Origin of the sequence: Pannonibacter anstelovis, assembly GCF_036881715.1 — a bacterium.
Classification (GTDB): domain Bacteria; phylum Pseudomonadota; class Alphaproteobacteria; order Rhizobiales; family Stappiaceae; genus Pannonibacter; species Pannonibacter anstelovis.
The window spans coordinates 1-18,893 of sequence record NZ_JBAKBF010000014.1 but is presented as its reverse complement, the minus strand read 5'-3'; the positions used below and the strand labels follow the sequence as shown (position 1 = coordinate 18,893).

Genomic DNA, 18,893 nt, shown 5'->3' with positions numbered 1-18,893 from the left:
GAGGCTTGCCTGCGCGGATATCTAAAATTCGTTTATCTGCGTTAACCAAAGATTCACTTTGTTGCGCAGAGAGGCGGATTGGCAACGGTTTGAGCTGGGGATCTTAACCTCACCTTTGCGGACAGGCGGGCATTCATTCGGGTAACAAGCCTGAGGAAGCCGGGTCTCGCCCCGGCCTGTGTATTTGAGTAACGGGGTGGCTGGGATGGCGAATATGGCCAGCAAGGGCAGCACGGACCGCTTTGTCCGGCACGGGGGGCATGCCCCGATCGATCTTGCGCAGCTTGCAACGAACACCCTTGGTAACCGGGAACTCCAGCAGGAGGTTCTCAAGCTTTTCCTTGCCCGCTCCAAAACGCTGATCAGCGAACTCTCCGCTGCTGATGACCGCCAGCACCAGGCCGATCTGGTGCACAGCCTCAAGGGCTCGGCGCGCGGCATCGGAGCGCTGCGGCTGGCAGATGTCTGTGATACGGTAGAAGAGGAACTGCGGGAGGGCAGTTCTCCTGCCTTCCTGACGCTCGTCAGCCTCGTGGGCGAGACGAATGATTTCATCCGCGAACTGATCGAGGGCTGATCCCGCCCGTTTGCCGCGTGTGCGGTTCTTGACCTTTGCGTCCGAACCTTTATGTCGTGTGGATCAAACTTCCCCCGCAGGATGGACGCGATCATCATGCCGAAAATCACATTCATCACCGCTGACGGTGCCCGCCATGATGTGGAGGCCTCAAGCGGCGCCACCGTCATGGAAAGCGCCATCAAACACATGGTCCCTGGCATCGAGGCCGAATGTGGCGGGGCCTGCGCCTGCGCCACGTGCCATGTCTATGTTGACGAAGCCTGGACCGGCCGCACCGGCTCTCCCGATCCGATGGAAGAGGACATGCTGGACTTCGCCTATGACGTGAAGCCCAACTCGCGCCTGTCCTGCCAGATCAAGATGAGCGATGACCTCGATGGCATCGTTGTGCATGTGCCGGAGCGGCAGGCCTGAGGTCTGCCCGGAAGCGGGAGTGCAGCGGCAGGCCTGAGGCCTGCCCGGAAGCGGGAGTGCAGCGGCAGGCCTGAGGTCTGCCCGGAAGCGGGAGTGCAGCGGCAGGCCTGAGGCCTGCCCGGCAGCGAGAGTGCAGCGGCAGGCCTGAGGCCTGCCCGGCAGCGAGAGTGCAGCGGCAGGCCTGAGGCCTGCCGTTTTGTTTATGGAGGCGCTAATTCTCCGCGCCGCCCCGGCCTTGTGCCGGGGCCTGTGATGGACGCAGAGCGCCGCCGGCTCAGATATTTTGCCGAGTTGGGGCCCTGGCTCAAGGCTGGGGCGGCGCGCTGGGTTCGGCAGGCAGTGTGCCCAGCGGGCCCTTCTCCGGATGTACTCCCGGCCTTACTCCGCCCTCACTCCGCCGGGCGGAGCGTGCGCCGCCAGGGGAGGTCCACCTCGTTGCCGGCATCCGGGTTGAGCGGGATGAGGCGGGAAAGGGCAAGGCTGACAAGGGCCATGGCGGCTCCCACGATGAACACGGCCGCTGGGGACACCAGCCAGAGCAGGCCAAAGATCACCGGAATGAAGACCGCAGCGATGTGGTTGATCGTGAAGGCTACGCCCGCAGTGGGGGCGATGTCGGCAGGGTCGGCGATCTTCTGAAAATAGGTGCGCATGGCAATGGCGATGGCGAAGAACATGTGATCGATCACGTAGAGGCCTGCCGCCACATGCGGATTGCTGACGAAGGCATAGCCCACGAAGACACAGAAGAGCCCTGAATATTCGATCGCCAGCGACCGGCGTTCGCCTATGCGCACGATCATGGCGCCGATCTTCGGTGCGATCAGCATGTTGATGAGGCCGTTGATCAGGAAAAGACCGGCTACCTCATGCACGTCATAGCCGAAGCGCTCCACCATCAGGAAGCCGGCAAAGACCGTGAAGATCTGCCGCCGCGCACCGGCCATGAAGGTGAGTGCGTAATAGAGCCAGTAGCGCTTGCGCAGCACCAGCTTCTTGTGCTGCGGCACTCCTTCGCGGAAACGCGGGAAGATGACGAGAAGCGCGGCCAGTGCCACGAAGGTTGTCAGGCCGGAAATGAGAAAGACAGTGGTGAAGCTGAGCTCAAAAGCCTTCCAGCCGACGAGGATCAGCGAATAGGCGATCAGCTGCGCGAAGGCGCCCACGGCAAGGATCTTGCCCATGCCGGCCGCCGCCGTCGCCTTGGGCAGCCATTGCAGCGACAGGGACTGGGCCATGGTCTCGTAATAATGAAAGCCTACCGACATGATGAAGGTTGTCAGGTAGAAGCCCATGGCTGACGGGAAATAGCCGGTGGCCGCAACGCCGAGCCCGAGGAAGGCGAGGGAGACATAGGCCAGCGTCTGCTCGCGCATCACCAGCAGCAGATAGACGGCGGTAAAGGCGAGAAAGCCGGGAATCTCGCGGATCGACTGCTGGATGCCGATCTCGCGTCCACTGAACGCGAGTTCGTGCACGGCGAAATTGTTCACGAGGTTCCACCAGCCGGCAAAGGACAGCTGCATCGCCCCGGCCATGAGCATCAGCAGCATCAGCGGCGAGCGCCAGCCGGTTGCGGTCATCGGGTCTGCGGTTTTCGTGAAGAAGCTCATGATCGGCCATGCCAGAAGGGGAAGGATATCTTGCGCCCGTCTTCAGCGGCGGGGCAGCGGTTCTTACAAGGCACAGATCCGGCGCTCCTGCGCAAGGTCAGCAAAGGCCGGAACCATGTATTCGGCAAAATGACCCGGCTTGCCCGGTTTTGCCGTCTGCGGGCAGGATTTCCTCGAAAAGCTGCGGGAATTCTTGATCTTCCTCAACGCAGGAAGCCTGGCCGGAATGCAAGCTTCTCTTGGCTCAACGATACGCGAAGAGGAGACGTGCCATGTTCGACACCATTCTGGTCCCGGTGGATCCGGCTGAACCGAAGTTTTCCGCCCCGGCTCTGGAGGCTGCGGCACGCTTTGCCAATGACTATGGCAGCAAGGTCCGCCTCGTCGCGGTTCTGGCGCAGACTCAGGGCTTCATCGCCAGTTACCTGCCGGAGGATTTCGAGAGCAAGGCCATGGGCGAGACCCGTGCCATGCTGGAAGATCTGGCCAAGGGCATGGGACTGGCGGACGGGCGTGTCTCGGGGGTGGTGCGCAGCGGCAGCGTCTATCACGAGATCATCGAGGAAGCTCGCTTCATCAAGGCGGGTCTCATCGTGATGGAATCACATCGTCCGGGCCTTGCCACCTATCTCATCGGCTCCAACGCCGCCCATGTGGTCCGCCACGCTCCCTGCTCGGTGCTGGTGCTGCGTCCGGACAAGTGAGGCAGCGGTGATCGGGCGTTTTCCGCGTTCGCCGGAGAGCGCCCCTACCGCGCCAGATCCCGCATGGCGTCCGTCAGGCCTTCGAGGGTCATGGGATACATGCGCCCGCCCATCAGTTCGCGCATCATGCGGATGGAATGGGTGTAGTCCCAGTGGGCTTCCGGCACCGGATTGAGCCAGGCGGCACGGCTGTAGAGGCCGGTGATCCGCTGCATCCAGACGGCGCCGGCCTCCTCGTTCCAGTGCTCCACCGACCCGCCCGGATATGCGATTTCATAGGGGCTCATCGAGGCATCGCCGACGAAGATCACCTTGTAATCCGCCGGGTACTTGTGCAGCACGTCCATGGTGGGCATGCGCTCGGAATGGCGGCGGCGGTTTTCCTTCCACACATGCTCGTAGAGGCAGTTGTGGAAGTAGAAATGCTCCATCACCTTGAACTCTGACCGGGCGGCGGAAAACAGCTCCTCGCAGATGCGGATGTGGTCGTCCATCGAGCCGCCGATGTCGAAGAACAGCAGCACCTTCACCGCGTTGCGCCGTTCTGGCCGCATCTTCACGTCGAGCAGGCCCTTGTGAGCGGTGGCGCGGATGGTGCCGTCGAGATCCAGCTCATCGGCAGCACCCGTGCGGGCAAAGCGGCGCAGGCGCTTCAGCGCGACCTTGATGTTGCGGGTGCCCAGTTCAACCGTATCGTCGAGATCCTTGAACTCGCGCTTGTCCCAGACCTTGACGGCGCGCCGGTGCCGGCTTTCGGCCTGGCCGATGCGGATACCTTCCGGGTTATAGCCATAGGCCCCGAAAGGTGAGGTGCCGGCCGTGCCGATCCACTTGCTGCCGCCCTGATGGCGCTCCTTCTGCTCTTCCAGCCGCTGCTTCAGCGTCTCCATCAGCTTGTCGAAGCCACCAAGGCTCTCGATCAGCGCCTTTTCCTCTTCGGTGAGGTGCTTTTCGGCGAGCTTGCGCAGCCACTCCTCAGGGATCTCCGCCTGCGGGGCATCGGAGAGGAGGTCGAGACCCTTGAAAACCTGCGAAAAGATGCGGTCGAAGCGGTCGAGGTTGCTCTCGTCCTTCACCAGCGCGGCGCGGGCGAGATAATAGAAGTCCTCAACCCGCCGCCCGGCCAGATCCATCTCCAGCGCACGCATCAGATCGAGATACTCCCGCAGGGAGACCGGCACGCCGGCACTTTTCAGCTCAGAGAAGAACGTGATGAACATGGCCCGAAGTTAGGCTTGTCCATCACGCCTGTCGATATTGCTTTTGGAACCGGTCATCCGCCCGGCTTCATCTCGGGATGCAGTGTCTTGCCCAGCACATGGCTGTCGTGGCGGATGACGTGATGGGCGGCCCCTACGATCAGCGGGTCCGGCTCGCCGACGAGATGCGTGTCCTTGTCCGGATAGGGCAGGGAATTGAGGAAATGCTCCATGCAGTTCAGCCGGGCGCGCTTCTTGTCATCGGACTTGATGATGGTCCAGGGCGCATCGGCGGTGTCGGTGTAGAAGAACATCGCCTCCTTCGCCTCGGTGTAGTCGTCCCACTTGTCGAGCGAGGCAATGTCGATGGGGGAGAGCTTCCACTGCTTCAGCGGGTCGGTCTGGCGCTCCATGAAGCGGCGGCGCTGCTCTTCGCGGCTGACGGAGAACCAGTATTTGAACAGGTGGATGCCGTCGCGCACCATCATGCGCTCGATCTCCGGGCACTGGCGCATGAACTCCAGATACTGGCTAGCGCTGCAAAAGCCCATGACGCGTTCCACGCCCGCCCGGTTGTACCAGGAGCGGTCGAACAGCACCATTTCGCCGCCGGAGGGGAGATGGTTGATGTAGCGCTGGAAATACCACTGTGTGACTTCCTGCTCGGTCGGCTTCTGCAGGGCGACCACGGTGGCGCCGCGCGGATTCAGGTGTTCCATGAAGCGCTTGATCGTGCCGCCCTTGCCAGCTGCGTCGCGGCCTTCGAAGAGGATGACGACGCGCTGGCCGGTTTCCTTGATCCAGCGCTGCGCCTTCAGCAACTCGGCCTGAAGCTTTGCCTTGCGCTGCTCATAAGGCTCCCGGCGCATGGGACTGGCGTAGGGATAGGTGCCGCTTTCAAACAGCTCGTGGATCGCTGCCGGGTCGTGGCGCAATTCGGCCAGGGTTTTGCGCGGCGTGGCGGCAACCGGGGCAACGGCCGGTTCAGGGGCCGCTGCCGCGGCAGGTTCTGTCTCCGGCTGCGGTGCCGCAAGCGTCTCTGCCGGCATCTCTGCAACGGTCACAGGTGCTGTCTCGGCCTTGTCTGCCGTCACCGGGAGAACTGCATCCGTAGCGGGCGCGGTGCGGGTGCCGTGCGGCTTGCGGGTTACAGTGCGATCGTCCATGGGCTTGCCTCCTCAGCCATTTCAACCGAAGCAGGCTAACAGAAAGATCAAGTGATGCCTTGACCGTGATCAAGGGAAAAGTGCAAGTCCTTTCAAGGACGGGTTGCCAAACCGGTCATTCCGCCTTGCCGTCCTTCACGTCCGCGCTGCTGCGGGTCAGTTCGGACAGAAAATCCGAAATGCGCGGGCCGCGCTGACCGATGAAGGGGGCGGGGCGGCAAACGTCTGTCGCCGCAACGCCGATGCGGGCGGTCAGCAGGCCATTGATGACGCCTTCGCCCAGCCGCGCCGAGAGCTTGGCGGCAAGACCATGGCCCAGCACCTGCGAGATGAGGCTGTCGCCCGCCGCCATGCCGCCGGTGACGGCAAGATGCGTGCCCACCTGCCGAGCGAGGCGCAGAAAACCGGCGGTGCCGGGCCGTCCGCCATAAAGCGCGGAGAGGCGGCGGATGATGCGGATGTTCTCCGACAGCACCACGACGAGATCAAGCGCCGCTCGCGGGCTGACGGCGGTGATGACGGAGACGCGTTTGGCGCTGTCACTGACGATGCGCCGGGCGGCAGCATCCAGCGGCGCCAGGATCTCGCGTTCGGCCAGCACCACCAGGTCGCGCCCATCGATGACTTCGGCCATATGCGCCTTGAGTGCGGCGCGGCCACGGGCAGTCTCGGGCCGGTCCTTGTAGAGTTCGATGAGGTCCGTCAGCGCCGCGCGGGCGGCCTTGGCATCATCGGCTTCCGCTGCATCGGCCAACGCCTGCCGCAGGTGGGTGATGCGGGACAGGCGCATCAGGCCGATGACCTCCCGCACTGCCAGCCCGAGGAAACCGACAACAGCCAGCGCAGTGAGGGCCAGGCCCATCCAGCCCAGCCAGTCGGTGCGGGCAAAAAGATCACGGATCAGCGCATCCACAGAGAGGCCAAGAGCGAGCATGGCAAGGCCGAAAAGGCCGCCCGCCAGCCAGCGTCCGAAGCGCAGCGGGGAGGAGCGCGGTTCGGCGGGCAGAAGGGCGTCTTCCTCCGGCTCACCGCTGGGCACGATGCGGGCTTCGTTGCGCAAGGGCGCGCCGAGCGAGCCATCGTCAAAGCGCACCCGCTCGTCGTCAAGGCGGAAGGCCGTGGGGCGGCGGGGCTTGCGGGTCTCCTCGCTCATGCGATGCGGTCTCCGATCAGGAAGTTGAGCGCCCGGTCCAGCCGGATGTGGGGCAGGGACAGCGTCAGCCCTTCGGCAGTCCGCTCCAGATGCGGCGGGCGGAAGCGCACGAAGCGCAGGTCATCTTCATGCGAAGAATCAAGGCGTGCATGTGCTTCATCTTGTGATTCAGATTCAACGCCATGAGCTCTCGCAGAATCTGATTCAAGTGATTGGAAAAGTGATTCCGGATCTGATGGTAAGTCACCGGGAAACATGGCGATTTCCGTCTTTCCATCGAAGCTTTCGCCGTTTACGCGCTCGCCTGGAAGTGGAGTGCCAAGGATGGCGGGAAGCTCCTCGCCTGCGTGGCGCACAGTGGCTTCGCGGGTGGCCCGGACGGCGGCGAGTGCCAGTACGTCGACTTGTGCGCCGCTGAATTCGGCATGCTCGATGCCACGCGTCACCAGCCGTTTCAGGATGGTTTCCAGCCGGTCGTGATCGTCCCTGTGCAGGTGGTCGGCCTTGGTGGCAGCAAAGAGAATGCGGTCGATCCGGCGGGTGAGGATCGAGGCTAGCCAGCTTGCCTTGCCGGGGCGGAAGGAGGTGAGGACCTGCCCCAGCGCCGTCTCCAGATCACGCAGGGCGTCAGGTCCGGCGTTCAGCGCCTGCAGCGCGTCCACCAGCACGATTTGCCGGTCGAGCCGGGCGAAATGATCGCGGAAGAACGGCCGCACCACATGCTTGCGATAGGCCTCGTAACGCCGTTCCATCATGGCCCAGAGCGAGCCTGCCGGAGCCTGTCCGCCCTCCGGCAGGGCCAGCGGGGCGAAGGTGAGGGCGGGCGAGCCGTCAAGGTCACCCGGCATCAGGAAGCGGCCCGGCGGCAGCATGGAAAGGGCATGCTCCTCAGCCCGGCAGCCGGCCAGATAGGCGGTAAAGGCCTTTGCCAGCGCTCGTGCATCGCTCTCGCTTTCAGGGGCAGCTGGATCATGCCGTGCCAGCTCTGAAAGATAGGGAGAAGCCACAGAAGCACGCGCAGGCGAGCGGGCAAGCACCAGTGCTTCGGCGTTGAACTGGCGGTAGTCTTTGGTCAGCAGCGGCAGGTCGAGCAGCCATTCGCCGGGATAATCGATGATGTCGAGATGCAGCTTGCCGCGCCCGAGCTTGCGGGTAAGGAAGGACGCAGACTCATATTCGACAGTCAGCCGCAGTTCCGACACCTGCCGGGTGGACAGAGGCCAGATCCGCTCCTTCACCAGCGCGTCCACATGCGCTTCATAGTCAAAGCGCGGCACGGCATCATCCGGTTGTGGCTGCAGGGAGACACGGGTGATGCGCCGTCCGGCTGCCGCATCGAACAGGGGCAGGCGCCCGCCATGCAGCAGATTGTGAACGAGGGCGGTGATGAATACGGTCTTGCCCGCCCTTGCAAGGCCGGTGACGCCCAGCCGCAGAGTGGGCACGCCAAGACCGGATGCGCTCTCGGCAAGGTTCTCCAGCGCCAGAAGCGCCTCATCGGCAAGGGAAATGAGCTTCATGTCTGTCCTGTGTCTCCGGCCTTCATATGGGAAGGCCGGAGCCCTTGCGCAAATGTGCCCGAGAGCGGATCACTCCGGCAGAAGGCGCGGCTGAATGAAATGCTGCAAGGTGCAACTCAGCGGCAGCAGGCCAGACCAGGAGGCTGCGGGGCTTTCCAGCACCGCGAGAGCACCGGTCGGGAACTTGGTTTCCAGCGCTGCCCAGCCAATGCCGGAGCCGGGAATGGCCAGTTCGCAGGCCGTATCGTGGGTAGCCGGATTGTGGGCGATCAGCATCAGGGTTTCCGCCTCACCGCCCTCATCACGCAGGAAGCTGATGTAATCACTCTCGCTCGTCCCGTAGATGCGCCGCGTAAGACGGATTTCCATCTCGTGGCCTAACACCGGCAGCAGGGCGGCCAGCGTCATGCGGGTGCGCAGGGCGGTGGAGCAGAGAATGAGATCCGGCTTGAGGCCTTCTTCTGCAATCCAGCGCGCCATCCGTCTGGCGGCATCCTCGCCCCGTGCATTGAGCGGGCGGTCATGGTCATGAAGCCCAGGCGTGCTCCAGTCGGATTTGGCATGGCGCAGAAGCAGCAGTCGCGGCAAGGGCGTGTCTCCGGTTGGCGTGTGTCGAGGCCATCCTGAGGGGTGCAGGAGCTTCTGGCAAGGCAGCCCTGTGGTTCCACGCAGGAATTCAGTTCTGTGCCTTCAGCATCTCCACCACTGCGTTAAAGGCAGGCTCGACAGCCTTCTCGTGGAAGGGCAGGGAATAGTGGATCCAGACGGTGTAGTCGGCATTCTTGCCTGACATGGGCCACAAGGTCTCGCAGAGCATGCGGCTCTCGTTGCCCCCGGTGGTGAAGGTAATGCCACTGGCGGCAATGCCGGAGAGAGCAAGCTCCTTGTAGCCCGCAGCCTCGTACCCAGTTTTGAATTTTCCCGCTTCACGCCGCGCTGTGCCTTGTAGAAAGGCGCTGACCACCACCTGAATGCCAGCTGTTTCGTCCACATAGATGCAGCTGGCAATCCGGGTATTGACAGTGGGCAGCACCTTCGAGCGGGTCATTGTGCCCACCTCGTTCGGGCAGCGGAAGCCAGTAAAGTGGCGCATGCCTTGGGCATCATTGATCCACCCGGCTTCGTACTCGTTCTGCACGGACGGAACAGGGGTCTGGGCGGACACAGGCAGGCCCGCCGGGGCAAAAGCCAGCACGGCAGAAATTGCCGCGACGCGGCGCCGTCTTGTCAGAGCCGCCATGAAGGTCATGTCAGCGCTGCTCCCGCCGGGTCATGAAGGCCAGGCGTTCAAAGAGATGCACGTCCTGCTCGTTCTTGAGCAAGGCTCCATGCAGCGGCGGCACAAGCTTGCGCGGGTCGCGCTCGCGCAGGGCGTCAGCATCGATGTCCTCGTTGAGCAGCAGCTTGATCCAGTCGATCAGCTCCGAGGTTGAGGGCTTCTTCTTCAGGCCCGCTACGTCGCGGATATCGTAGAAGAGGGTCAGAGCCTCACGCAGCAGCTTGTCCTTGAGGCCGGGAAAATGCACGGCAACGATTTCCGCCATGGTCTCCCGGTCCGGGAAGCGGATGTAGTGGAAGAAGCAGCGGCGCAGGAAGGCGTCCGGCAGATCCTTCTCGTTGTTGGAGGTGATGATCACCACCGGCCGCTGGCGGGCCTTCACCACTTCGCCGGTCTCGTAGACGAAGAATTCCATCCGGTCGAGTTCCTGCAGGAGGTCATTGGGGAATTCTATGTCGGCCTTGTCGATTTCGTCGATGAGAAGCACCGGCTTTACCGGGCTCTCAAAGGCTTCCCACAACTTGCCTTTGCGGATGTAGTTGCGGATGTCCCGCACCCTCTCGTCGCCCAGCTGGCTGTCCCTGAGGCGTGAGACGGCGTCGTATTCATAAAGGCCCTGCTGCGCCTTGGTGGTTGACTTCACGTGCCATTCCAGCAGCGGAGCGCCCAGAGCCCTGGCAACCTCATGTGCCAGCACTGTCTTGCCCGTGCCCGGTTCGCCCTTTACCAGAAGCGGCCGCTCCAGCGCGACTGCCGCATTGACCGCCACCCGCAGATCGTCCGTGGCGATGTAGTCCCGTGTTCCCTCAAAGCGCATGCGTGCCTCGCAAACTGATTGCTGCGGGCAGAGTAGGGGTGTGCCCGTCACCATGCAAGCTTTGCCGGATGGGGACGGAATTGCCGGTTGCGCCCGGCATTTTCTTCCCTTCCCGGCAGGAAAGTTCCGGCCTTCTTCTGCCGGAGCGCTCCCGCTCAGGTTGGAAAATATAGATAATTCAAATGCATAAACCTGATTTCGTAATGTGGCACACCCTTTGCGATGGGTGGGCAGGAAAACCTTCGGGTTCTAGTGCTCACGAGGATTCAAAATGGGTATTTACGGGGCTATCAACGCGGCAATCTCCGGTCTGACGGCGCAGTCCAGGGCGCTGGAAAACATCTCCGGTAACGTCGCCAACTCTCAGACCGTAGGCTTCAAGCGTCTCGATACCACGTTCGCAGAAATGGTTGCCGGTGGCGGCGGCGGCACGCAGGCCAGCCAGCAGAGCGGTACTACCGCTGCGACCTCGCGCGCGACCAACACCGTAGCCGGACCGATCATCCAGTCTCAGGTTGATACCTACATGGCCATCAACGGTCCGGGCTATTTCGTCGTGACGCAGGCGGCAGATGTGGTGGACGGCAAGACCACCTTCGCGGATACCCAATTCTATTCCCGCGCCGGCGACTTTGAACGCGATGAGAACGGCTATCTCGTCAACAGCTCCGGTTACTATCTGAAAGGCTTTCCGCTGGATCCGCTGACCGGAAACGCCATTGGTGATGCTCCCGGGGTGATCCAGATTGATGACAAGCCGATGCCGTCGAAGGCAACGACGGAAATGACCTATCAGGCCAACCTGCCGACTGTTCCGAAGACCAATCGTGCCGTTGCCGCACAAAATGCTCCGGGCAGCCAGTTCCTGCAGACGGGCGGCTCTACGTCGATCACGAACACCTCCGATATCACCGTTGCCGATGATCAGGCCTTTGTGGACTCGTCCATTTCCGGCGGCTCGAAGACCGTCTATGACGCCAATGGCGCTCCGGTGAGCGTGTCTCTGCGCTGGGCGCAGACCTCGGCCAACACCTGGAACCTTTATTACAATACGGGTGCAACAACCCCCGCGACCGCTGTTTCCTGGAGCCGCGTGGGTGAAGTGAACTTCACAGCGTCGGGTGTCATGAACACTTTGACTGCTGCCGCACCAAACACAGCGACGGCCACCAGTTTCACGATCAGCGGCTTGACTGTTGGCGGCGTCAATGCTGGCAACGTGGAGCTGTCCTTCGACAATGGCTCCCTGACACAGTTCAACGATGATGCCGGTATCGTCAGCAGCCTTGATATCCAGCAGAACGGTTATCCCGCCGGTCAGGTGGTGAGCCTGTCCATTGATGAAGCGGGGCGCGTGACCGCGTCCTACTCCAACAATCAGCAGCGCGCAGTCTACGAAATTCCGATTGCCACCTTCAAGGCGGAACAGAACTTGCGCCGTGTGGATGGTGCGGCCTTTGCCGCAACGCCAAGCTCTGGTGAGCCTGAGTTTGGTGAAGGCGGGGCTGTTCTCGCCAACAACCTGGAATCTTCGAACTCGGATATCGCGACCGAATTTTCCAAGCTGATCATCACGCAGCAGGCCTATTCGGCCAATTCCAAGGTCATCACCTCGTCTGACCAGATGCTGAGCGATGCTCTCAACATGATCCGCTGATCTGGCTGGCTGATCTTACAGGCGGCGCCCAGGAAGGTGCGCCGCCGCTTCCAAAGGATTTCGGGGGCACACAATGGGTCTGACATCGGCACTCAATACGGCATTGTTCGGTCTGTCTTACAATCAGAAGCAGATCGATCTGACTGCGGCCAATGTGGCCAATGCCAAGACCGAAGGCTATACGGCCAAGCGGATTGAGGCCAACGTCTACTTCGACAAGGATGGCAATGTCTCCGGCATTCTGTCGAGCGACATCAAGCGTCAGGTCAACGAATCCATCCAGATGGCCTATTGGGACAGCCGTGCAGCCACGGCCTATTCCACAACCAAGGCCAGTTACACGCAGCAGATGGACGCCACGCTGGGAACGCTTGAGGATTCGTCCTCACTTCCCTCGCTCATGTCCAGGCTCAATACGTCCCTCGCGACACTTGTCAGCTCCCCGGACAGCTACGCAGCCCGTCAGGACGTGTTGAGCACGGCCAATCTGGTGGCCAAGGAACTGAATTCGGCCTACCGTGCCTTTGAAGATCTGCGCAAGGAAGCCGACCGGACGATTGATACTCAGGTAGGTGAGGTCAATCAGCTCCTCAAGCAGATCGAGGCCGTTGAAGCCAAGATCTACAAGGCCCAGACAGCAGGCGTTTCCGAAGCTGACCTTCTGGACGAACGTGACCGTTATCTGGAGCAACTGACCGGCTATCTGGACGTTCGCATCACTCGCGGTGACAACAATACGGTCAACATCACCACAAACAACGGCGAAAGCCTTTTCAGTGACGGCAAGGCGTCCACTCTCAGCTTTACGCCTGCGAGCACGCTGCTGCCGGGGCAGAATGGCAATCAGGTGACGCTGACAACGCCAGGGGGGCTCACTCATGAGCTGGGCAGAACGTCCAGCTCCGGTTCACTCATAGCACTTACCGATCTGCGGGATGAGACTCTCGTTGAGGCGCAGGCACAGCTGGACGAGATTGCATCGCAGCTCTCCCTGGCCTTCTCCAATGTGGATGTTGCCGGCACTGCAACCACCGCCGGTGCTGAAACCGGTTTCACGCTGGATGTCTCCGGGCTTCAGTCCGGCAACACCGTCTCACTCAGCTACAAGGACTCTGGCGGCGTTCAGCGCGAGGTGACTTTTGTTGCTGTGAAGGATCCCGCCCTGCTGCCTCTGGCAGCCAACACCACGGCTGATCCGGCGGATACGGTTTTCGGAATTGATATCTCCAGCGGCAATCCGGCAACCTACATCACCCAGATGATCGCAGCACTTGGCGCCACGGATCTGGATGTTGCCAATAATGGCTCGGACCAGCTTCGCATTCTGGGCGACACGGCGACAAACACCTCCGTGACGGCACTCAAGGCAAACATCACCGCGACCGGCAGCTCGAACGAGGGGCTTGGTCTTGCTGTCTTCACCGACGGACGGGCTGGAGAGGCGCTCTACACTGGCGCCCTGGAGTCCGGCGGGCAGAAGGCCGGCTACGCCCGGTCGATCATGCTGAATTCCACCTTGCCGAAAGACAGCTCAAAGCTGGTCATCTATCAGACGACGCCTGTCTCAAACTCGGACAAGGACAGCAGCCGGCCCCAGTTTCTCGTCGATGCCATGAGCAAGACGAATTTCTCGTTCTCTGCATCCACCGGATTGGGAACGGAGGGAGATCCTTTCCGTGGGTCCGTCATGGATTTCGTCAATCAGGTGGTCGCCTATCAGGGGGAACAGGCTCAAACCGACAAACAGGCAGCGGCATCCTATACCGCGTTGACGCAGAATCTCGCCATCCGTCATGAGCAGGAATACTCCGTCGATGTGGATGCCGAGCTTGGTTTTCTCATTCAGCTTCAGAACGCTTACACGTCCAACGCCCGCGTCATGCAGGCGGCCCGTGAGATGTTCGAAACGCTGCTGAACTCGATTTAAGGGGCTGGCAATGGGCATCAGTTCGATCACCACGTCACGGGGCTATCTGACCCAGCAGCTCAACAAGCTCAGTTCGACGCTGTCTGAAAAAACATCCCAGTTGGCCACGGGCAAGGTTTCGACGACCTATGGTGGGGTTGGCAACCAGCGCCTCTTGAGCATGGAGCTGAAGCAGAAGGTTGAGCGGATCGAGTCCTATGAGGAAACGATCACCATGAGCCGTCTGCACATCAAGACGCTCAACCTCAATCTTGAGCGCCTTGAAGCCTTGCGGATCGAGAGCAAGTCGACCATGGATCTGAACAACTTTCAGCTCCAGGCCGATGGCCAGACAAGTACTCAGGCGACAGCCGAGATTCTGCTCACGGAGGCCATCAGCCTTCTGAATGCAGAAGTCGGCGGGCACTATCTCTTTGGTGGCAGCGATGCGAATACCAATCCGGTTCTGGAAATGTCTCAGATTCTGGATGGTGTTGATGGCAAGGCCGGCCTCAAGCAGGTGATGAATGAGTATTGGCAGGCAAACAAGGGGCCGGCAGGGAGTGAAGGGCGGCTGACAGTTTCGCCCCTCAACACCGTTCTGGCAGCCGGCGTGCCCGTCAGTTCTGATTTCTCGATTACGGAGGATGGTGCTCATAACTTCGGTTTCGACATCGGTTCCGTGACCTCCAGTCTCAGCAATATGACCCTGACGCCTCCGGCAGGTGCCGATCCCGATAGCTTCGGGATCGAATTCACTGGCCAGCCGCAGCCAGGTGAGAAAATCACAATTGAACTTGGTCTGCCGCCCGATGGCAGCAAGACCACCAAGATCGAACTGACGGCGGCAGTTGGAAGCGCGGCTGAGGGTGAGTTCCTCATTGGTGCTGACCTTGCCGAAACGGCGGCAAACTTGAGGACGGCCATTCAGAGCGGGATTCAGCAGGAGGCCGGGATCAGCTTGCGGGCCGCCTCAGATGAGTGGGCAGCCAACGAGTTCTTCAACACGTTCAATGGGCAGGTTCCGAACCGTGTTGATGGGCCACCCTTCGATACGGCAACGGGTGTCGTCTCCGGGGCCGCCACGACAACGTCCTGGTACGTGGGGGAAAACCTGCCGACACTTGATCCGCGTCAGGACAAGGTGGCTGTCGTCGATGACAATCTCAGCCTTGGCTATGGTGTTCGGGCCAACGAGCAAGGTCTGGCTGATGTGGTCAAGACCCTTGCAACGTTTGTCTCAGCAGACTTTTCGTCCAACTCTGCAATGGACAAGAAGTACTATGGCGCGCTTGCTGATGGCATGAAGGCCATTCTGCAGCCTGCCGACACGGACCGCTCAGGCATCGTCGACATTACCACTGAGGTTGCCGTGGCCTACAAGTCGATCGAGAATACGGCTGAAAGGCATCAGATCCGCAAGTCGGGCTACAACACTACGGTGGATCAGATCGAGGGCGTCGACAAGGAATTGCTCGCTGCCGAGATATTGCAGATGCAGACGAATATTGAGGCCTCCTACAGGGCCTCGTCCATCGTCATGCAGCTGTCTCTCGCAGATTATATCTGACGCCTTCATTGTCAGGTCTGCAAAGCCGCTGACGGAGCTATCCGCAGCGGCTTTGTCATGCTTGTTACCCCGCATCCGTTCCGTTTGAGGGGTGGGGGCGGGGCATGCTCAGACAGCTCGAAAGCAGTTGCAGGCCGGATGCATCAACGCCGGGCGGACCGGGCGTTGCGTGCCGGATTGTCCGTGCCAGACATGGCAAAGCCGCCTCAAGGGCGGCTTTGAACGGTGGCGATCACTGTGCTGGACGGCTTCACTCCGGACGGGCGCGCAGGCCTTCCGCGATGCTCCTGTTGATGGAGATCAGCGTGTTCAGCTTGTCCGGATGCGGTTCCGCCAGCAAGCCCATCGTGTGCTTGAAGATGAACACTCCGAGTGAAGCAATATTGTTCTTGATCTGGTCGGGCAGGGGGTTTTCCGGATTTGTCACCGAAGTAACCAGAATGGTCCAGAGCTTGCGATTGTAGGTGAGTGCATCATCGATCTCGGCGAGTGATGAGTTCTCCCACTCATCCTTGATCAGTTGAAGGCGCGCAGCCGCCTTCATCAGCAGCGTTGCCTCAAGCTCCCTCGGGGAAACCGCTACCTGGCTTGTCTTCTGGTACGCTTGTGCTGCCTGCTTGTACATGACCGATAAGCGTCCTCTCGTACTCGATAAGCTTTTTTGCTTCTTTCAGAGCCTTGTAGAAGGCACCAGCCAATATCGAATTACTGATCTTGGTAACATAAGGTATCGTGCTTGGTGCTGCCTGCACTATGTCATTCACCAAGCTGAAGTAGTTGTCCTCGATCTTCTCGATATCTTTGGAAAGGTACATCAGCTGCACAGCCAGATAGATCCGCTTCGCAGGCGAATCTGCTGTAGCTGGTGTCAGGATGTCCTTTTCCCGGAGAATTGGTGCCTGGCCTTCAATGAAGAGGCGTGTGCGCTGATTGTCGTTGGTGATGATGCTGTCGCCAACAATAATCCGTTCACCCGGCTTAAGCTCAACCTTGAGAGCCATGCGCAACCTCCACAAAACAGCATCGCCCAGAAACACTCACCAAAGAGTTAACGATTGCTGATAAAGTCTTAACCAGCCTTAATCCTAACCGAAAAGGCTGAGAACGCTCTGGTCCGCCTGGTTCGCCAGTGACAGAGCCGTGGAGGACAGCTGCTGCCGGGTCTGAAGGGCCAGCATGTTCGCGCCTTCCTGGTTCATGTCAGCGATTGTAAGAGCGCCGGCACCGACTTCAAGGGTGTTAACCAGCTGGGTCGTGAACTTCTGGCGCACTTCAACCGTGGACAGGGTCGTGCCGAACGAGGAAGCCGTCGAGCGCAAGGTGTCCAGCGCGCCATTAATGGCCTGCAGTGTGCGCTCGATGTCCGTGTCATCCTTGAAATCGGAGTCGGTGGCCGTGAGCTTTACGGTGCCGTCCGTTGTCGCCAGTGCTGCAACGTTGAAGTCTTTGTTCGTGCTCTCGATATTGAACGAGATGTCGCCAACAAGACTGATGGTTCCGCCAGAGAAGCCTGCATCCAGTCCCTTGACGCTGTTGATCAGCTTCACAAGGTCGTCAACCGTCGTGCTGGAGGAAACTTCCAGCGACGCGGCTTCGTAGCCATTGCCGTCCACGATCTTCAGAACATCACCCACAGCATAGGTGCCGGAATCGATCAGCTTCGCAGAAGCGGTCATCGGCGTGGTTGCAAGTGTCGTTGTGCCTGCGGACGTGCCGCCGTTGGTCGCCGTGCCGCCGCCAGCCGCGTTCTTGCTGATGCTCAGGGCTGATCCAAGACCTGAGGTGATGCTGATCTTGTCGGTTCCTTCGTCGAAGGTTGCCTTCACGCCGCCAAGGCTGTTCAGCGCGTTGACATAGTCTTGAACTGTGTTGATCTGACCTGCGCCCGTTCCGACGGTGAAGGTGCGTGTCGTGACACCATCCGAAACGGACACAACGTCACCTGCACTCCACGACGCAAGATCGGTCAGCTGCGAGGATGCCTGGAGGCCCGTCAGATCAAGAGAGCCAGTGCCACTTGCAAGCGCAAATGACGACGTTGCTCCAGCTCCGGTCGCGAGATCCTTCAGCGCCAGGCCATCTTCCAGCTGCGTGTCGGTGAAGTCTACCGGCAGAACCTTCAGGTTCGAAGTGCTGTCCTCGTTGAACAGGATGGAAAGCTCGTTCCCTGCGCCTGCAAGAAGATTCTTGCCCTTGTAGCTGGAATCCTTCGCCATTTCCTCGATCTGCTCGAGGACGGCGTTGTAGCGCTCGGCATAGATCTTCCGCTCATACTCACTTTGGGTCTGAAGCGCCTGATTGGCGATGGCCTTTGCCGATTCAACAAGCTTGGTGATCGAAGTGATGCCGTTATCGGCGGCCTTGAGGGTCTGAACGGCCTGTCCCATGTTGTCGAGCAGGTTGTTCAGGTCCTTTGCCCGGTCGTTAAGACCTGCTGCGGTGAAGAAAGAATTCGGATTGTCGAGTGCCGAGTTCACCTTCAGTCCCGTTGCCAGACGGTTCTGGGTCGTGGACATGAGGCCTGCGGTATTCTTGAGCGAAAGCAGGTTTTCCCTGACGGCGCTGGAAAGGACAATGTCGCTCATGGCTGGCTCACCGGTCTCTACATGGGGTGCGAGTGAACACCCGCTCTCAATGTTCTGACATTAATCATTAACGAAAAGTAAAACCAATTTGCACCCGTTAAGATTTTGGTCATACAGGTTACCAAATGATTTCTTTTAAGCTATTGAGTCCAAAGGGGAAAAACCGAAGGTGTGGATGACTGAGCCAGGTGAAATGCCAAAAAGGCCGGGCGATTTGCCCGGCCTTTTCTGGTTGTCAGGTTGTGAGTCGTGCGTGAACTGATTCTTAGAACAGGGACAGCACGGTCTGATCTGCCTGCGATGCGAAGGACAAAGATGTCGACGCAAGCTGCTGGCGGGTCTGCAGGGCGAGCAGGTTTGCACCTTCCTCGTTGGTATCGGCGAGGGTGAGCTTGCCGGCGCCTTCCTGCAGGGTGTTGATCATGGTCTTGGTGTAGTCCTGACGGATCTGCACGGTCGACAGGTTGGTACCGAACTCTGATGCCTGCGAGCGCAACACGGAGAGAGTGTTGTTCAGCTTGTCGAGGGTCTGGTTGATCGCCTCATCCGTCGCAAAGCCGGATTCCACTGCTGCCGTTACATTCACGCCGTCGCTGTCGGCGGTGAAGGTCGTTGCGGCAAAGTCAACGTTTGTGCTCTTCAGGTTGAGCGAGACGTCACTTTCGATGGTGAGCTTGCCGGTACTGGTGTTGAACGAGGCATCGACGCCGTTGAAGCGCTTGACGAACTC

The 18,893-nt window shown here is 60.3% G+C and carries 18 protein-coding genes; 6 read left to right on the top strand and 12 right to left on the bottom strand.

Annotated features, from left to right (window positions below; translation table 11 throughout):
* The first annotated feature begins 205 nt into the window (after positions 1-205).
* Both V6L75_RS18295 and V6L75_RS18290 read left to right on the top strand, forming a co-directional pair.
* Entirely contained in the window at positions 206-577 is a 372-nt protein-coding gene (locus V6L75_RS18295; RefSeq protein WP_019964530.1) for an Hpt domain-containing protein, read from the top strand.
* 96 nt (positions 578-673) lie between these two features.
* Positions 674-994 carry a 2Fe-2S iron-sulfur cluster-binding protein gene (locus tag V6L75_RS18290; protein WP_334252920.1) on the top strand — a complete coding sequence of 107 codons (321 nt, stop codon included), beginning with the start codon at positions 674-676 and terminating at the stop codon, positions 992-994.
* Between the two features lie 389 nt (positions 995-1,383).
* Here the strand turns inward: V6L75_RS18290 and V6L75_RS18285 are convergent, their stop codons facing one another.
* Positions 1,384-2,607, bottom strand: coding sequence for an MFS transporter (locus V6L75_RS18285; RefSeq protein ID WP_334252919.1), 1,224 nt, complete (start codon positions 2,605-2,607; stop codon positions 1,384-1,386).
* 272 nt (positions 2,608-2,879) lie between these two features.
* Between V6L75_RS18285 and V6L75_RS18280 the strand changes: the two genes are divergently transcribed.
* A complete protein-coding gene (locus tag V6L75_RS18280) occupies positions 2,880-3,311 on the top strand; it encodes a universal stress protein (protein ID WP_058899414.1) in 432 nt (143 codons plus the stop codon).
* 44 nt (positions 3,312-3,355) lie between these two features.
* On the opposite strand, the gene V6L75_RS18275 is transcribed toward V6L75_RS18280, so the two are convergent.
* The 7 genes from V6L75_RS18275 to V6L75_RS18245 form a co-directional block, all read right to left on the bottom strand.
* The gene (locus V6L75_RS18275; protein ID WP_334252918.1) at positions 3,356-4,531 is read right to left on the bottom strand and encodes a vWA domain-containing protein; all 1,176 of its coding nucleotides are present in this window, start codon (positions 4,529-4,531) and stop codon (positions 3,356-3,358) included.
* Positions 4,532-4,584: 53 nt separating this feature from the next.
* A complete protein-coding gene (gene ppk2, locus V6L75_RS18270; protein WP_334252917.1) occupies positions 4,585-5,676 on the bottom strand; it encodes a polyphosphate kinase 2 in 1,092 nt (363 codons plus the stop codon).
* A gap of 115 nt (positions 5,677-5,791) precedes the next feature.
* Positions 5,792-6,829, bottom strand: coding sequence for a YcjF family protein (locus tag V6L75_RS18265; RefSeq protein WP_334252916.1), 1,038 nt, complete (start codon positions 6,827-6,829; stop codon positions 5,792-5,794).
* A complete protein-coding gene (locus V6L75_RS18260) occupies positions 6,826-8,349 on the bottom strand; it encodes a YcjX family GTP-binding protein (protein ID WP_334252915.1) in 1,524 nt (507 codons plus the stop codon). Before V6L75_RS18260 ends, V6L75_RS18265 begins: the two co-directional genes overlap by 4 nt.
* A gap of 69 nt (positions 8,350-8,418) precedes the next feature.
* Positions 8,419-8,937 (bottom strand): SixA phosphatase family protein, encoded by a 519-nt coding sequence (locus tag V6L75_RS18255; protein ID WP_334252914.1) that lies wholly within the window; start codon positions 8,935-8,937, stop codon positions 8,419-8,421.
* Between the two features lie 88 nt (positions 8,938-9,025).
* Positions 9,026-9,598, bottom strand: a complete 573-nt coding sequence (locus tag V6L75_RS18250) for a hypothetical protein (protein WP_334252913.1) — start codon at positions 9,596-9,598, stop codon at positions 9,026-9,028.
* A gap of 1 nt (position 9,599) precedes the next feature.
* On the bottom strand, positions 9,600-10,445 hold the full coding sequence (locus V6L75_RS18245; RefSeq protein WP_334252912.1) for an AAA family ATPase: 846 nt from the start codon (positions 10,443-10,445) through the stop codon (positions 9,600-9,602).
* Positions 10,446-10,716: 271 nt separating this feature from the next.
* Between V6L75_RS18245 and V6L75_RS18240 the strand changes: the two genes are divergently transcribed.
* The 3 genes from V6L75_RS18240 (at position 10,717) to V6L75_RS18230 (ending at position 15,578) form a co-directional block, all read left to right on the top strand.
* Positions 10,717-12,102, top strand: a complete 1,386-nt coding sequence (locus V6L75_RS18240; RefSeq protein WP_334252911.1) for a flagellar hook protein FlgE — start codon at positions 10,717-10,719, stop codon at positions 12,100-12,102.
* Positions 12,103-12,175: 73 nt separating this feature from the next.
* Positions 12,176-14,029: a flagellar hook-associated protein FlgK gene (gene flgK, locus V6L75_RS18235; RefSeq protein WP_334252910.1), complete on the top strand. Its 1,854-nt coding sequence runs from the start codon at positions 12,176-12,178 to the stop codon at positions 14,027-14,029.
* A 10-nt stretch (positions 14,030-14,039) separates the two neighbouring features.
* Complete coding sequence (locus V6L75_RS18230) at positions 14,040-15,578, top strand: flagellar protein (protein WP_334252909.1); 1,539 nt, start codon at positions 14,040-14,042, stop codon at positions 15,576-15,578.
* 250 nt (positions 15,579-15,828) lie between these two features.
* Here V6L75_RS18230 and flaF read toward each other — a convergent pair whose 3' ends face one another.
* The 4 genes from flaF to V6L75_RS18210 form a co-directional block, all read right to left on the bottom strand.
* Positions 15,829-16,203, bottom strand: a complete 375-nt coding sequence (flaF, locus tag V6L75_RS18225; protein ID WP_334252908.1) for a flagellar biosynthesis regulator FlaF — start codon at positions 16,201-16,203, stop codon at positions 15,829-15,831.
* Positions 16,136-16,579, bottom strand: coding sequence for a flagellar biosynthesis repressor FlbT (flbT, locus tag V6L75_RS18220; protein ID WP_334252907.1), 444 nt, complete (start codon positions 16,577-16,579; stop codon positions 16,136-16,138). The genes flaF and flbT overlap by 68 nt, the downstream gene beginning before the upstream one ends.
* Positions 16,580-16,663: 84 nt before the next feature.
* A complete protein-coding gene (locus tag V6L75_RS18215) occupies positions 16,664-18,163 on the bottom strand; it encodes a flagellin N-terminal helical domain-containing protein (protein ID WP_334252906.1) in 1,500 nt (499 codons plus the stop codon).
* Positions 18,164-18,428: 265 nt separating this feature from the next.
* Positions 18,429-18,893, bottom strand: a 465-nt coding sequence (locus tag V6L75_RS18210) for a flagellin (RefSeq protein WP_334252905.1), incomplete at its 5' end; no start/stop codon positions are given.